The sequence below is a fragment of the Vitreoscilla sp. C1 genome (assembly GCF_002951955.2).
GTDB classification, from domain to species: domain Bacteria; phylum Pseudomonadota; class Gammaproteobacteria; order Burkholderiales; family Neisseriaceae; genus Vitreoscilla; species Vitreoscilla stercoraria.
Window position 1 is genome coordinate 1,878,755 of record NZ_CP019644.2, and the last position, 14,420, is coordinate 1,893,174.

At 43.1% G+C, this 14,420-nt stretch carries 14 protein-coding genes; 7 read left to right on the top strand and 7 right to left on the bottom strand.

The window, feature by feature from the left end; all coding sequences use genetic code 11:
* Positions 1-57: 57 nt before the first annotated feature.
* Complete coding sequence (gene msrB / locus ADP71_RS09260; protein ID WP_019957146.1) at positions 58-453, bottom strand: peptide-methionine (R)-S-oxide reductase MsrB; 396 nt, start codon at positions 451-453, stop codon at positions 58-60.
* A 133-nt stretch (positions 454-586) separates the two neighbouring features.
* Here msrB and mltG point away from each other — a divergent pair, with 133 nt between their 5' ends.
* The 6 genes from mltG to ADP71_RS09290 are packed head-to-tail and all read left to right on the top strand — an operon-like array spanning position 587 to position 5,116.
* Positions 587-1,585: an endolytic transglycosylase MltG gene (mltG, locus tag ADP71_RS09265; protein ID WP_019957145.1), complete on the top strand. Its 999-nt coding sequence runs from the start codon at positions 587-589 to the stop codon at positions 1,583-1,585.
* The gene (gene tmk, locus ADP71_RS09270) at positions 1,545-2,216 is read left to right on the top strand and encodes a dTMP kinase (protein ID WP_019957144.1); all 672 of its coding nucleotides are present in this window, start codon (positions 1,545-1,547) and stop codon (positions 2,214-2,216) included. The genes mltG and tmk overlap by 41 nt, the downstream gene beginning before the upstream one ends.
* On the top strand, positions 2,213-3,184 hold the full coding sequence (gene holB, locus ADP71_RS09275; RefSeq protein WP_019957143.1) for a DNA polymerase III subunit delta': 972 nt from the start codon (positions 2,213-2,215) through the stop codon (positions 3,182-3,184). The genes tmk and holB overlap by 4 nt, the downstream gene beginning before the upstream one ends.
* Entirely contained in the window at positions 3,185-3,553 is a 369-nt protein-coding gene (locus tag ADP71_RS09280) for a PilZ domain-containing protein (RefSeq protein ID WP_019957142.1), read from the top strand.
* Between the two features lie 4 nt (positions 3,554-3,557).
* Positions 3,558-4,343 (top strand): TatD family hydrolase, encoded by a 786-nt coding sequence (locus ADP71_RS09285; protein ID WP_026353359.1) that lies wholly within the window; start codon positions 3,558-3,560, stop codon positions 4,341-4,343.
* Positions 4,340-5,116: an MBL fold metallo-hydrolase gene (locus tag ADP71_RS09290; RefSeq protein WP_019957140.1), complete on the top strand. Its 777-nt coding sequence runs from the start codon at positions 4,340-4,342 to the stop codon at positions 5,114-5,116. Before ADP71_RS09285 ends, ADP71_RS09290 begins: the two co-directional genes overlap by 4 nt.
* A gap of 56 nt (positions 5,117-5,172) precedes the next feature.
* Here ADP71_RS09290 and ADP71_RS09295 read toward each other — a convergent pair whose 3' ends face one another.
* A complete protein-coding gene (locus tag ADP71_RS09295) occupies positions 5,173-5,832 on the bottom strand; it encodes a HEPN domain-containing protein (protein ID WP_019957139.1) in 660 nt (219 codons plus the stop codon).
* 132 nt (positions 5,833-5,964) lie between these two features.
* Here ADP71_RS09295 and ADP71_RS09300 point away from each other — a divergent pair, with 132 nt between their 5' ends.
* The gene (locus ADP71_RS09300; RefSeq protein ID WP_104932055.1) at positions 5,965-6,486 is read left to right on the top strand and encodes a hypothetical protein; all 522 of its coding nucleotides are present in this window, start codon (positions 5,965-5,967) and stop codon (positions 6,484-6,486) included.
* 79 nt (positions 6,487-6,565) lie between these two features.
* Here the strand turns inward: ADP71_RS09300 and htpG are convergent, their stop codons facing one another.
* The 5 genes from htpG to ADP71_RS09325 form a co-directional block, all read right to left on the bottom strand.
* Entirely contained in the window at positions 6,566-8,467 is a 1,902-nt protein-coding gene (htpG, locus tag ADP71_RS09305) for a molecular chaperone HtpG (RefSeq protein ID WP_019957137.1), read from the bottom strand.
* Between the two features lie 161 nt (positions 8,468-8,628).
* Positions 8,629-9,882 (bottom strand): IS256 family transposase, encoded by a 1,254-nt coding sequence (locus ADP71_RS09310; protein WP_104931213.1) that lies wholly within the window; start codon positions 9,880-9,882, stop codon positions 8,629-8,631.
* A 182-nt stretch (positions 9,883-10,064) separates the two neighbouring features.
* Positions 10,065-10,409 (bottom strand): hypothetical protein, encoded by a 345-nt coding sequence (locus tag ADP71_RS09315; protein WP_019957136.1) that lies wholly within the window; start codon positions 10,407-10,409, stop codon positions 10,065-10,067.
* 415 nt (positions 10,410-10,824) lie between these two features.
* Positions 10,825-11,013: a hypothetical protein gene (locus tag ADP71_RS09320; RefSeq protein WP_019957135.1), complete on the bottom strand. Its 189-nt coding sequence runs from the start codon at positions 11,011-11,013 to the stop codon at positions 10,825-10,827.
* A 310-nt stretch (positions 11,014-11,323) separates the two neighbouring features.
* Positions 11,324-14,419, bottom strand: a complete 3,096-nt coding sequence (locus tag ADP71_RS09325) for an efflux RND transporter permease subunit (protein ID WP_019957134.1) — start codon at positions 14,417-14,419, stop codon at positions 11,324-11,326.
* Between the last annotated feature and the right edge of the window lies 1 nt (position 14,420).

The following is a 14,420-nucleotide window of genomic DNA, read 5'->3' on the forward strand; positions in this document are numbered from 1 at the left end:
TAAGAAGCCGCATATTAGCAAAAAGCATTTTAGTTTGTAAATACTTTTTATAAAAAATTAATCCTGCTTAACAAATTTCATGGCTAAGGAATTGATACAATAGCGTTCTTTTGTGGGTGGTGGGCCATCTGGGAAGACATGCCCCAAATGCGCATCACAGCAACTACAACGCACCTCCTCACGCACCATACCATGACTTTCATCCAAAATACGCACAGTCGCCCCCACTTGCGCCTCATCAAAGAACGCAGGCCAACCACAATGGCTGTCAAATTTGGTTTGATGGGTGAACAACAAAGCATCGCAACACGCACAATGGTATTGCCCCACCTCATGAAAATCATTATAGCGGCCTGTATATGGACGCTCAGTACCCGCCTCACGCGTTATATAATACACATCGTCAGGCAACAAATCACGCCATTGTGAATTGGTTTTATGCACTTTTTCCATGTTAATATTTCCTTCTTTTTCGTGGTGGGTCAGATTTTTTTGAGTCAGATGAAACATGCCAACCTATGACAAAAATAGGCAACACCACCTCAAACGGCACCCACACTCTTGTTTAATTGAATATTGAGGCATTATGACCAAAAAATGGTTGTTCTTCATCATTGCTGCATTGATTGGCTGCATATTGGCTTTTGCCGCCATGTTGTTTATCCCCAAAAGCAATGATGGCACACAAAAAATCCTGATTAAAAAAGGCGATTCCATCTCCACAATCAGCCAACAATTGGCCAGCAAAGAGGTGATTTACAGCCGTCCATTTTTGGTTTTAAGCAGCCGCTTACTCGGTCGCAGCCAAGTTAGACCCGGACAATACCGCTTGTCAGAAAGCATGTCGACTTGGGACATTTTACAAAAACTCGCTGGCAATCCTGACAGTTTTTATGTGCGCATTCCTGAAGGTTCCACCATCAAAGACATGCGGCGCATCATCAAAAATTTGCCACATTTAGACGATACCACTTCGCATTTGTCTACGGCACAATTCATCCAAAAAATTGATGCCAATGCGCCAGCCGACCGTTATCCAGAAGGTTTGTTCTTTCCCGATACCTATGAATACACGCCCGGCATGAATGATGTCCAATTATTCAAAATTGCGTATGACAAAATGCAAAATGAGTTACAGGACGCTTGGGATGACAGGCAAAACAATTTGCCTTACCAAAATCCATATGAATTGCTCATTATGGCAAGCATCATCGAAAAAGAAACCGCTCATCCCAATGACAGGGAACATGTGGCAGCAGTTTTCGTCAACCGTTTGCGCATAGACATGCGTTTGCAAACCGACCCAACGGTGATTTATGGCATGGGCGAGCGTTATAGCGGTAAAATTTACCGCTCAGATTTGCGCCGTGACACGCCTTACAATACCTATACACGTGCTGGTTTGCCACCCACACCCATTTCATTGCCAAGTACCGCAGCCTTACAGGCCGCTGGCAACCCCTCTTCTGAAAAATACCTGTATTTTGTGTCCAAAATGGACAGCACAGGTGAAAGTTATTTCAGTCACGATTTAAAGGAACACAATGCAGCCGTTAACAAATACATCCGCAAACGCGGCAACTAAACCCGTTTTCATCAGTTTGGATGGTATTGATGGCGCAGGCAAAACCACACATTTAAACGCCATTCAAACTTGGTTTACCGAACAAAATATGCCTTTCATCATGACACGCGAACCCGGTGGTACGCCATTGGGCGAACAATTGCGCAGCTTGTTGTTAGACCCAAAAACCCAAGTGAGCAATGAAACCGAATGTTTGTTGATGTTTGCCGCGCGCCAACAACATTTGCAAGACGTGATTGTGCCTGCCTTACAACAAGGCACTCATGTCATCAGCGATCGTTTTACCGATGCGACATTTGCTTATCAAGGTGGCGGACGTGGTTTACCGTGGGAGAAAATTGCCCAATTAGAACAATGGGTACAAAACGGTATTCAACCTGATTTGACCATCATTTTAGATGTGCCATTAGACGTATCGTTAGAGCGCATCGAACGCAGCCGCGAAAAAGACCGTTTTGAGCAAGAACAAAGCGCATTTTTCCAGCGCGTGCGCGAAGCGTATCACGCTCGTGTGGCGGCTCATCCTGAACGCTACGTCATCATCAATGCCCATCGTGAACGTGAAGAGGTCAAAGCCGATGTCATTGCAGCCGTCAATCGTCTGATGCAAAACCAAGGCGCGAACACATGATTTACCCATGGCAACAAGCCTCTTGGCAACACTTAAGCGCACGCTGGCAAACCTTGCCACACGCGGTGCTTTTAAGTGGACAACAAGGCATAGGCAAGCAAGTATTTGCCCAACATTTGGCACAAACTTTATTGTGTGAACAACCGCTGGCACAACAAGCTTGCCAACAATGTAGTGGCTGCCATTTGTTTGCCCAAAACAGCCACCCTGATTATTTGTTCGTCACACCCGAACAAGATGCCTCTTCTGCCCGCAAACTGGCACAGATTAAAGTCGATACTGTGCGTGAAATTTTGGCATTCGCTCAATTGAGCAGCCACCAAGGTGGCAAACGGGTGGTGGTGATTTCACCTGCAGAGAGTTTGAATATACAGGCCGCCAATGCTTTATTGAAAGTGTTGGAAGAGCCGCCTGAAAACGTTGTGTTCATTTTAATCAGCCACCACCGAGACCGCTTGTTGCCAACTGTTTTAAGCCGCTTGCAAATCATCGCTATGCCCAAGCCGACACCACAAGAAGTGCAAACCTATTGGCAACAACAAGGTTTACAGGCCGATATGGCGCAATTGGCTTTTCATGCAGGCTCGCCCTTACAACAAGAAGACGAAGCGGTGTCTGCCTTGCGTGAGCAATGGCTGCATGTTTTAGCCAAGCCTAGACTATTGGCTTTGTTAGATTTTGCCCATAGTTTTGACCAACAAAAACGCCCTTTGGCCGAAGCCTTAGATTGGTTGTACAAATGGTTGGTTGATGCAGCATTGGCTCAACAAAACGTGAATGCTTTGTATTACCCACAACACCAACAAGCATTGAGCCAATTACCTGCTTATCCAACTTATTTGTGGCAACAATTGGTCGAAAAATTGCATGACTTGATGCCATTTGGACACCACACATTGAATGTTAAGCTACAATTAGAAGACATCTGTATCGACTATTTGAATTTGATGACCACAAAGGAATCTTAAATGGCACAGCAACCGACATCCCCAGCACCCGTACCGGGTAAAATGGTCAAAATGGCTTTGGCCGACCGCACGACCATTTATAACTCTTACATGAGTTTTTTAAATAATGGTGGCGTATTCATTGCCTCTGACGATCATTTTGAAATGGGTGATGAAGTTTTATTGGTTTTGGAAATCGGAGATGCTTTAGAACGCTTTCCACTAAAAACCAAAGTGTGCTGGATTAACCCTAAACGTGGCAGCAGCACCCGTCCTCGAGGTGTGGGCTTGGCCTTTGACAACAGCGATGTTTCTAAAAATGCACGCCATTTAATTGAAAACAATTTGGCAGGTCTTTTAGACTTGCCTCGCGCAACTTATACGATTTAAAACCATGTTAATTGATTCACATTGCCATTTAAACTTCCCCGATTTGATGAACCGCTTGCCAGAAGTTTTGGACAATATGGCAGCTAATGATGTGCGCCAAGCTTTGGCTATCAGCGTCAGCCGCGACACTTATACCCAAGTACAAGCTTTGGCCGATGCACACGAACACATTTTTTGTACGGTTGGTGTGCATCCTGATGAAGAAAATGCGGCCGAATTTTTAGCCGAAGAAATGATTGCTATCGCTCAAGCACAGCCCAAAGTGGTCGGCATTGGTGAAACAGGCTTGGATTACCATTGGTGCAAAGGAGATTTGACATGGCAACACGATCGCTTTCGTGCCCACATTCAGGCCGCCAATGCCACCAAACTGCCTTTGATCATTCACACACGCGATGCAGGTCACGATACTTTGGATGTCTTGCGTGCAGAAAAAGCCCACGGTGGCGTGATTCATTGCTTTACCGAAGATGTGGCTTTTGCACGCGGGGCGTTGGATTTGGGATTTTACATTTCATTTTCAGGCATTGTGACGTTTAAAAATGCCCAACAAATCCAAGAAGCGGCCAAATTTGTCCCACAAGACCGCATTTTGGTTGAAACCGACGCGCCATTTTTAGCACCTGTTCCCAAACGTGGCAAAACCAATGAACCTGCTTACGTCAAACACACCGCAGAATTTTTAGCACAATTGCGTGGCGAAACTTTTGCTGAAGTAGAACAATATTCTTGTGACAATTTCTACCGCTTGTTTGACCAAGTTCCTCGCATCGACAAGGCTTTCATATGACAACTAGCATCACACTCACTGTTTTAGGCTGTGGCAGCTCTTCCGGCTGTCCTGTGATTAATTGTGACTGTGACACTTGTCAAAGCAATGCACCGCAAAACAAACGCAGCCGCTGCTCGGCATGGATACAATCGGATGATGCCTCTATCATCATTGACACAGGTACTGACTTTCGCAGCCAAGCTTTGCGTGAAAAAATTCCCCGTGTCGATGCCGTTTTATACACCCATCCTCATGCCGACCATTTAAACGGCTTGGATGATTTGCGCGCTTTTTGTTACAAACAACAAGCGGCCATTCCCATTTACGGTCATCGTTATACCTTGTCAAATATCGAAAGCCGTTTTGATTATGCGTTTTTACAACCCATCAAATTTTGGGACAAACCTGTTTTAAAAGCACACCGTTTACAGGACGCTCAAACCGTTATCGGTTTGCCTGTGCAAGCATTTGAAGTGCCACATGGACGCTGGACGGTTTCTGCTTTTCGCATTGGCAATATTGCTTGGTTGACCGATTTAAACGACATCAGCGATGAGGTGATTGCGCAATTGCAAGGCTTGGATTATTTGTTTTTAGATTGCTTAATGGACAAACCATATCCAAGCCATTTGAGCGTAGAACAATCGTTTGCTTTTGCCAAACGCATCGGTGCCAAACAAACTTATTTAATCCACATGACCCATTCTTTAGAATACCATGCGCTACAAGCACGCTGTCCTGAAAATGTATTTGTCGCTTACGATGGTTTGAAAGTCACCAGCGTCCTGTAAAAAAATAAGTGTTACAAATAAAAAACGATGCCAAAGCATCGTTTTTTTTATCGTGATTAATCTACTTTAGGATAATACGGATTGCCCCACAAAGCCTCTTTAGGATGGCTCATCATGATTTGTAAAAACAATGGCAACATATCAGACAAAATTCGCACTGCATCTTTCAGTTGCGCGCGATTGACACCGCTTAAATGAGTCGAGCCACCATGAAACACTTGATTGCGCAAAGTATACAAGCGTTCAAACACCACAAATAAAATCGTCGAAGTGTCTTTGTCTCGCAAAGCATCGTGGCTGCGGCGGCGTGCTTTGCTAAAAGCGTCTTGCCAAACTGCATCGCTGATTATACCGTTGTGATGATTCCAAAAAGGCTGAAACACATATTTGGAATCCAATAAATTGCGAATGCTGCTTGAATAAGTCTGCCAAACCAAATGGTAAATGTCATCATTATTGACACTGCAAATTTTCAGCAAAAAATCTCTGAAACCGATTTTATCTGCCGAAGGCAACGTATTTTGTGCGTCATGTGCATAAGCGGCATTAAAAGCCACCCACAAACACATAAAACGCACATCCAAATCCTCGCTGCGCTCGGCTTGCCTAAGCCAACTCAAGCTGCGATGAATGCGCAAACGCACAGGTTCTGACAAATCCATTTTACATTCAGCATACACATTTTCTACTTCGCCAAAAACATCTATTTCCCCCATCACTCGCTCCTTTACCCATTATTCATTTTTTAATCAAACCACCTTAATGACTTTGGCATTTATTTTCAAGTACCAACATCCACACTTTTACTTTATGATAGGCAATTAACTGATTTTTAAAAGAGATTGGTCATGAAAAAACATTTATTGGGTTTCACATTGCTGTTAAGCTTGCCGATAATGACATGGGCAAATCCTGCTTTAAGCACTGTGTCACCTGCTCAAAAAAGAATTTCCAAAAACCATATTCCAAAAACCTACCAAACCCAATGGCAAAAAGCCGAAAATCGCAACACATGCGCGCCATTGGTCTTACCATCTACTGCACCCTCGCACATCAAAAATGCCAGCATCCGTCCTGCTTCTTTTCATGGCGGTTGGGGCATTGCTTACGATTTACCCAACAAACGCAGTGCTTACGGCATTGCTGGCGCAGGCATCACAGGCAGTTTGGAGGATGTAAGTCGTTGGTCGCAATACCACGTTTGGAATGATGGCAGCGGTGCGGGCTGGGGCTTGGAAGGCGATACTGGACCGGGTCATTTGGCATATGTATATTTGAATACACAAGGCTGTTTGTACAATGTTTGGAGCAATGTTAGTGAAACACATTTGATTAATATGCTTAATGATTTACACTTAACAAGGCCTTAAAGCGTCCTGTAATACAAAAAAGCGTCCTGTAAATGTTTACAGGACGCTTTTGCATCACCTACTTAAAAACCCATTCATCTTAAGAAGCGTGCGCAGCCACCAGCAATTGGTTCATACGCTTAACAAAGCTGGCTGGGTCTTCCAATTTACCACCTTCAGCAAGCAAAGCTTGGTCGTACAACAATTGTGACAATTCCGCCTGAATCACACCATTGCCTTCATTGGCCAAACGCTGCACTAATACATGTTCTGCATTGATTTCCAAAGTCGGTTTCGCGCTTGGCATTTGGTCTGCTGCACCTGCTTGCGCCAACATACGCTGCAAGTTTTGGCTCATATCAAATTCACCCACCACCAAACACGCTGGGCTTTCAGTCAAACGCGTGGTGGCGCGAACATCGGCCACTTTGTCACCCAAATGGGTTTTGATGGTTGCCACCACATCTTTGGCAGCTTCTTGGGCTTTTTCTTGTTCGGCTTTGTCTGCTTCATTGGCCAAATCGCCCAAATCCAATTCGCCTTTAGACACGCTCGCCAACTTCTTGCCTTCAAACTCAAACAAGCTACCCACCACCCACTCATCCACACGGTCGGTCAACAACAAAACCTCAATGCCTTTTTTCAGGTAAATTTCCAAATGTGGGCTGTTTTTCGCTGCCGCATAAGTCTCAGCAGTGATGTAGTAAATCTTGTCTTGGCCTTCTTTCATGCGTTCAATATAGTCTGCCAAAGACACGTTTTGCGTGGCATCGCCACCTGCAGTCGATGCAAAACGGCACAAGCCTGCCAATTTATTTTTATTCGCAGCATCTTCACCAATGCCCTCTTTGAATACGCTACCAAACGTGTTCCAGAAGGTGGTGTAATCTTCAGCTCGATTTTTCGCTAAATCTTCTAACATCGCCAAGATTTTTTTCACCGCACCAGCACGAATTTGATCCAAATCGCGGCTTTGCTGCAAAATTTCACGTGAGACATTCAATGGCAAATCGCTGGTATCAATCACGCCTTTGATGAAACGCAAATACATCGGCATCAATTTTTGTACATCATCCATGATAAACACACGTTTGACATACAATTTTACGCCACCTTTGGCTTCGCGCTCATACAAATCATACGGCGCAGCTTTGGGCACATACATCAAGCCAGTGTATTCATGCTTGCCTTCAACACGGAAATGCGACCATGCCAAAGCGTCCTGAAAATCATGTGAAATGTGTTTGTAAAATTCTTGATATTGCTCGTCGCTGATATCATTTTTGCTGCGCGTCCACAAAGCTTGGGCTTGGTTCACAGCTTCCAACTCTTCCGCATGAATGATATTGCCTTCGTCATCGTATTGCGGTGCTTGCTTCATCAAAATTGGTACGGAAATATGATCGCTATACGTGGTTACAATGCGGCGCAAAGTCCAATCGCTGAGCAATTCGGCTTCGGCCTCTTTAACGTGTAAAGTAATGCTGGTACCACGCTCTGTTTTTTCAATCGCTTCAATCGAAAACTCGCCATCACCACGACTCACCCAACGCACCGCTTCATGAGCTGCTGCACCTGCACGACGGGTTTCCACTGTCACTTCATCAGCAACGATGAAAGCAGAATAAAAACCCACGCCAAATTGACCAATCAAATTGGCATCTTTTTTGGCATCCCCTGACAATTGCTCAAAAAAGGCTTTGGTACCTGATTTGGCAATCGTACCCAAATTCTCAATCACCTCTTCGCGACTCATGCCGATACCATTGTCACTGACAGTAATCGTTTTGGCTTCGACATCACAAGTCACAGTGATTTTCAAATCACCATCATTTTCCAATAAAGCAGCTTGATTCAAAGATTCAAAACGCAATTTGTCCGTCGCATCGGCAGCATTGGAAATCAATTCACGCAAAAAAATCTCTTTATTGGAATACAAAGAATGAATCATCAATTGCAATAATTGTTTGACTTCAGTTTGAAAACTTAAGGTTTCTTTCATGAATTCCCTCGAAAATATGAGCTGTGACAAAGATAGAACTTAAATAAGGCATCAACTAAAAATTTCAAGAGACTGAACATGCATATTTGGATTTTTCGAGGCTACAAAATAAAAGTGCTTTGCCTCACGGCAGAGTTATTGTCAAATCTGGTGTATGGCATTCAGGCCGCTTTCTCTGTTGATTGCTCGTCTTCCTGCTTGCCATCTTTGAAGATGACGTTGTTGACCACCAAGGTCAATAAGTTGAATCCTTGAATCCGGCGCCAACGCTTTTGGGCCGTTTCCAATAATTTGTACACCATCGCCAAAGTGGTTTCTCTGGAACCGCAGTTTTTAGCCCGCTTACTACGCAATCGTACGGTAGCAAACGTGGATTCAATCGGGTTGGTGGTGCGGATGTGCGTCCAATGCACATTTGGAAAGTCATAGAATGCCAATAACTCTTCTTCATCCTTCACCAGTTTGTTAATGGCTTTGGGGTATTTGTCACCAAAGCGAGCCACTGTTTGTTTGAAGGCTTGTTCTGCACTTTCTTTGGTTTCGGCCATCCAAATTTCTTTCAAAGCCTCTCGCAATTTGCCTTGTACCGATTTGGGTACGGCTGCCAACACATTGGCCGTTTTGTGCACCCAACAGCGCTGATGTTTGGTGTCTGGATAAGACTTGGCCATGGCATTCCAAAAGCCCAACGCACCATCGCCGACCGCCAATTTTGGACTGGTTTCCAAACCCCTCAAACGCAAGCCTATCAACACTTCTGACCAACTGACTTCAGATTCCCGATAACCATCTTCAACCGCCACCAACTCTTTATGTCCTTGATCAGTCACACCAATGATGACCAGCAAACACAGTCTATCGTCCAATCGCACATTGCTGTAAATGCCATCGGCCCACCAATACACATAGCGTTTGCCCTTTAAATCCCGCTGGCTCCATTGCCGATGTTCGTCCGTCCAATGTTGCTTCAAACGACTGATGGTATTGGCTGACAAGCCTTTGGCCTGCTCTCCCAATACAGCCGCCAAAGCTTGTTGGTGGTCACCTGTGGAAATGCCTTTCAAATACAGCCATGGCAGCAATTCTTCGATGCTTTTGGTACGTTTCAAATAAGGCGGCAACAATTGACTGTTGAAACACACACCGTCACCACTGCGATCTCGTACCTTCGGCACTTTCACCTGTACATCACCAATGCCAGTCTGCACTGTTCGTTCCGGCAAATAACCATTTCTGACCAATGCTTGGCGACCATCGGGAAGTTTCTTGGGTGAGTGTTGCTCCAGCAAAATCTGCAATTCGGTTTCAACTGCTTTGGCAATCAACTCCCTGGCTCCCTGACGCAGCAAATCGGTCAATGGGTCATTGAATGTTTGCTGTGGTTGTACGAATGCATTTGGGTTAGAATCAGTCATGGCGTATTCCTTTTGTTGGTTGAAATCTTTGGTCGGAAATCAATCAACAGGATACGCCTTCTTCATTTGTTCGTCATACACCAGAAATGACTATAGCTCCTCACGGCAAAGCACTTTTCAGATTTATTTGCATAAACATTAACCTTTGTAATATTCAAAAATCATCAAGGTTATAACTTTGATTATGCATTTTCAGAGCCTGATCCCATAACACAATACACTGGTAAATTGGTAAATGTAGCTAAATGTATTGCAGTAAATGAATATGATTCTGCATAGTATTTTACAAACCCATCATCTGAATATACTAAGTACCCGTCTGTTAAATTTTTCATACGCAACGCTAAACGAGCGACCAACAAACGTACCTCAGGTACTTCTGTATTACCTAGGCTTAATACTTGGGGTAAAGGTTTCAGAGCTACTTTGCCAGTTGCCATATTTTTCTGAAAACCAACAGAGTAAATTTCTGAATAAGGAGGCTTAGCAAGCATCAAAGTCTTTACTTTTCTAATCACGGTATCCATAGGTTAAGCTATTTGCCTTTCTTGAGAGAAATTGAAATATTTCATAAATTAAAACCACGAATCAACACCATTTTTTATGAAATTTCAATATATAAAATAATCATATTTAAAAAATCTGAGTTGGTAATAATGGTTCTTTTCCTAACGAAAACAAAATGATAAATAACGATAAATTAAAAAATAACAATTACTTTATTATATTAACCGTACTGCATATTATTCATATTGACTATATAAATAATTGATACAAATCAAAATCTGTAACAAATCCTTTCTCAAAGACACAAGAAAGAAAAATTTAATACAATCAAACACATAAATTATTAAAATAATATATTAAAATTATAGCTATATATCATCGAAAATCCAAATAATACCTTTCTTCAATAGGGTTCAACCTATCCCCAAAAGTCTTTTACACATCTAGATGAATTTCCACTTTAATGCTGTTGATTTTTTCATTCATATCTTCTTTATTAAGATGTAAAACTGATATCAATCCATCAATTTTCACACCAGTCTCACTCTCAAAATCATGTATCAATTGAGCGACGTTTGTTTCTAAATCTTGTTTACGCTGCCGTAATTCAGAGATTTTCAACATTTTTTATCCTTCCACATCTATTTTTAAAACATTGCCTGAAATAATGTTAAGAAAAAATCATTTTATTGGAGATTCGCAAAGCAATATAAGTTCTTAATTAATGATACTTTTTACATAAACCATTCAATTCATTAAGAAGTTAAATACATCAAGATAAAAAATGCAATAAATTAACAATTACATACCCTTTTAAAACCAATTTTCCACATTGTAAGAATTAGTTTTAAAAGACAATAAAAACAACATATTCTATATAAATATTTTCAGTGTGGCTTAAAACAACTTCCGTCAAAATATTAATTAATATGCTTTATCTCCGACCCAACAAGCGATGCATCCGTTCACGTAAACGATCAAAATAAACATACACAATCGGTACAACAATCAAAGTTAAAATAGTAGAAGTAATCAAGCCACCAATAATGGCAAATGCCATAGGCTGGCGAGTTTCTGAACCATCACCCGAACCCAAAGCCAATGGCAACATGCCAAAAATCATCGCCAAACTGGTCATGACAATCGGACGCAAACGCACCTTGCCCGCTTCCACAATCGCATCCATCTTTTCCATACCTTGATTCACTCGCGCATGGTTAATGAAATCAACCAACAAAATGCCATTTTTCGCAGCCAAACCCATTAACATCACAATGCCAATGATAGAGAACATGTTCAATGTATTATTTGTTACCCATAGGGCAACAAAAACACCAATAAAGATTAACGGTAATGACATCATGATGGTTACAGGCAGGGTAAAACTTCTGAATTGCGCGACTAAAATCAAATAAATGAAAATAATGCCCAAAGCCAAAGCTTGCAATGCATAAATGCCAGACTCTTGCATGTCTTTACTGGCGCCTTCTTGCACAAATGTGACACTGTCTGGCAAATCCAAATCAATTTTCAAAGCATCGATTTGACTGAAAATATCACTAGGATTGTAACCATCTGCAATATTGGCAGTGAAATTGACTTCACGTTGCAAATTAACACGATTGATTTGACGAGGGCTCACACCTTCTTGCACAGAAGCGATGGTATCCAAACTGATCATGCGCGTTTGCCCATCACTGCCCGTTGCGGGAATGGTGATTTGCTGCAATAACTCACTGCTGCGTGCTGCTTCAGGAATGCGCAATTGCACGTTGTAACTGTTACCATCAGACGCTTCCCAACTGGATGAACGCTCACCTGCAAACATCATTTTCATGGTATCGCCCAATACAGCCAAATTGATTCCCAATGCTGACGCAGCATCTCTATCAATGACAATATTCAAAGACGGATCGGCATCGGCTTCGCTGTTTTCAATGTCAGTGACCCCTGCGATTTTATTCAAAGCGGCCTGAACCTCTTTGGCAGCCAACATCAAATCGTCACTATTATTGCTGCGCAAACCCACATTAATGACTTTGCCACCAGGACCTGCCTGACCCATCGCTTCAATCGACGTGATTTCAATACCTGCCACAGGTGCCAAATCCGTACGAATAACACGCATCAATTCATGAATGTCACGTTCACGCTCGTTTTTATCACCCACATTCACACTAAGCGAGCTATTGGTTTTACCATTACCAAAACCTGCAGCACCCACATCCGCAGCCACACTCTGCACCTCTGGCAAACGGCTGATAAGATTTCGCACTTCCGTCGTTTTAGACATGGTGTATTCCAAGCTAGAGCCTGGTGCCGTTTTAAAAGTAATTTTGATTTTGCCACGGTCTTGTTGCGGCATGAATTCACCACCAACCATGCCACTCACCACTAAGCCAAAGCTGGCGATCATCATCAAACCAACCACAGACAAAACCTTGATAGGATGTTTCAAACACCAGCGTAACCAAGATGTATAACGCTCAGCCACATCATCAACCCAACGATCAAAACGATCGACCAAACGCCCTAACCAACTGCGCTTGACATTTTTTGGGTCATGCCAAATGCTTGACAACATGGGGTCTAAACTCAAAGACACCACCGTAGAAATGACGATGGCAGCAGCCACAGTCAAACCAAATTGATGGAAGAACTTGCCAATGATGCCATCCATATAACCAATCGGCAAAAACACTGCCACAATACACAAAGTGGTCGCCAAAACAGCCAAACCAATTTCTTGAGTGCCATCCAAAGCAGCTTGATAATGGCTTTTGCCCATTTGCACATGACGCACAATGTTTTCACGCACCACAATTGCATCATCAATCAATAAACCCACTGCCAATGACAATGCCATCAATGTCATCAAATTGATGGTAAAACCCATCAATGAAATCGCCCACATCGCCCCAATCAAAGACACAGGCAAAGTCAAACCTGTAATCACCGTAGAACGCCAAGTGCCCAAAAATAAAAATACAATTAAAACCGTCAACACCACACCTTCGATCAATGTATCGCGTACTTCATTGACCGAACGGCGCACCTCTTCAGATTGGTCATAAGTATAAACAGCTTTCAAATTTGCAGGGCCACGAACCATTTCTTGATCCAGCATGGCTTTGACGCCATCTGCCACATCCACCACATTCGCACCGCGCGTGGCACGAATGTTCAGCGACACCGCAGGCTCACCATTCAAAGTAGCAATACTCAAAGCCTCAGCAATGCCATCGCTGACATCAGCCACATCACTGACACGAATCAAACTGCCGCCACGCTCAGCCACCACAATATTGGCAAATTGCAACGGATCTTTGATTTTGCCACTGACACGAACCGCCATTTCATTACCGTTTTGCATGACCGTACCAGATGGATAATCGCTATTGGCAGCACTGATGGCTCGACTGACATCAGCCACATTGACATTCAGACTGCGCAGTTTTTCAGGTTTCAAAGCAATCGAAATTTGACGCGTGGTTCCACCGACAATTTCTACTTCACCGACACCAACAACCGTTTGCAAACGCTTTTTCAATACGTTTTCTGTCCAATCGGTCAACTCACGCAAGCTGACCGATTGCGTACCCAAAGAAATATTGAGCATAGAGGCATCCATAGGATTGAATTCAGATACCACGGGTGTATCAATATCACGGTCAAAACCACCGCCAACCGTACCAATTTTGTCTCGTACGTCCTGTAAAGATTTAGCGGTATCCACATCCAACTCAAACTCGGCAATCACCACAGATGAGCCTTCAAATGAATACGAACGGATATTTTTCACACCATTGATAGTATTGAGCGCCTCTTCAATCGGTTTGGACACATCGCTTTCAACCACTTCAGGCGAAGCACCTTCATAAACAGTTGACACCATCGCCACTGGAAAACGCACATCAGGGAATGCCTCTACTGGCAATTTGAACATCGAGAAAAAACCCAACACCACAGTTGCCAACACAAGCACTGCTGCAAAATAAGGGTTATTAACACTTAGTCGGGTCAACCACATA

Bases quoted from the DNA above. Each gene is read 5' to 3' on its own strand.
- msrB (WP_019957146.1), bottom strand. From the start codon at position 453: ATGGAAAAAGTGCATAAAACCAATTCACAATGGCGTGATTTGTTGCCT.
- mltG (WP_019957145.1), top strand. From the start codon at position 587: ATGACCAAAAAATGGTTGTTCTTCATCATTGCTGCATTGATTGGCTGC.
- tmk (WP_019957144.1), top strand. From the start codon at position 1,545: ATGCAGCCGTTAACAAATACATCCGCAAACGCGGCAACTAAACCCGTT.
- holB (WP_019957143.1), top strand. From the start codon at position 2,213: ATGATTTACCCATGGCAACAAGCCTCTTGGCAACACTTAAGCGCACGC.
- ADP71_RS09280 (WP_019957142.1), top strand. From the start codon at position 3,185: ATGGCACAGCAACCGACATCCCCAGCACCCGTACCGGGTAAAATGGTC.
- ADP71_RS09285 (WP_026353359.1), top strand. From the start codon at position 3,558: ATGTTAATTGATTCACATTGCCATTTAAACTTCCCCGATTTGATGAAC.
- ADP71_RS09290 (WP_019957140.1), top strand. From the start codon at position 4,340: ATGACAACTAGCATCACACTCACTGTTTTAGGCTGTGGCAGCTCTTCC.
- ADP71_RS09295 (WP_019957139.1), bottom strand. From the start codon at position 5,832: ATGGGGGAAATAGATGTTTTTGGCGAAGTAGAAAATGTGTATGCTGAA.
- ADP71_RS09300 (WP_104932055.1), top strand. From the start codon at position 5,965: ATGAAAAAACATTTATTGGGTTTCACATTGCTGTTAAGCTTGCCGATA.
- htpG (WP_019957137.1), bottom strand. From the start codon at position 8,467: ATGAAAGAAACCTTAAGTTTTCAAACTGAAGTCAAACAATTATTGCAA.
- ADP71_RS09310 (WP_104931213.1), bottom strand. From the start codon at position 9,882: ATGACTGATTCTAACCCAAATGCATTCGTACAACCACAGCAAACATTC.
- ADP71_RS09315 (WP_019957136.1), bottom strand. From the start codon at position 10,409: ATGGATACCGTGATTAGAAAAGTAAAGACTTTGATGCTTGCTAAGCCT.
- ADP71_RS09320 (WP_019957135.1), bottom strand. From the start codon at position 11,013: ATGTTGAAAATCTCTGAATTACGGCAGCGTAAACAAGATTTAGAAACA.
- ADP71_RS09325 (WP_019957134.1), bottom strand. From the start codon at position 14,419: ATGTGGTTGACCCGACTAAGTGTTAATAACCCTTATTTTGCAGCAGTG.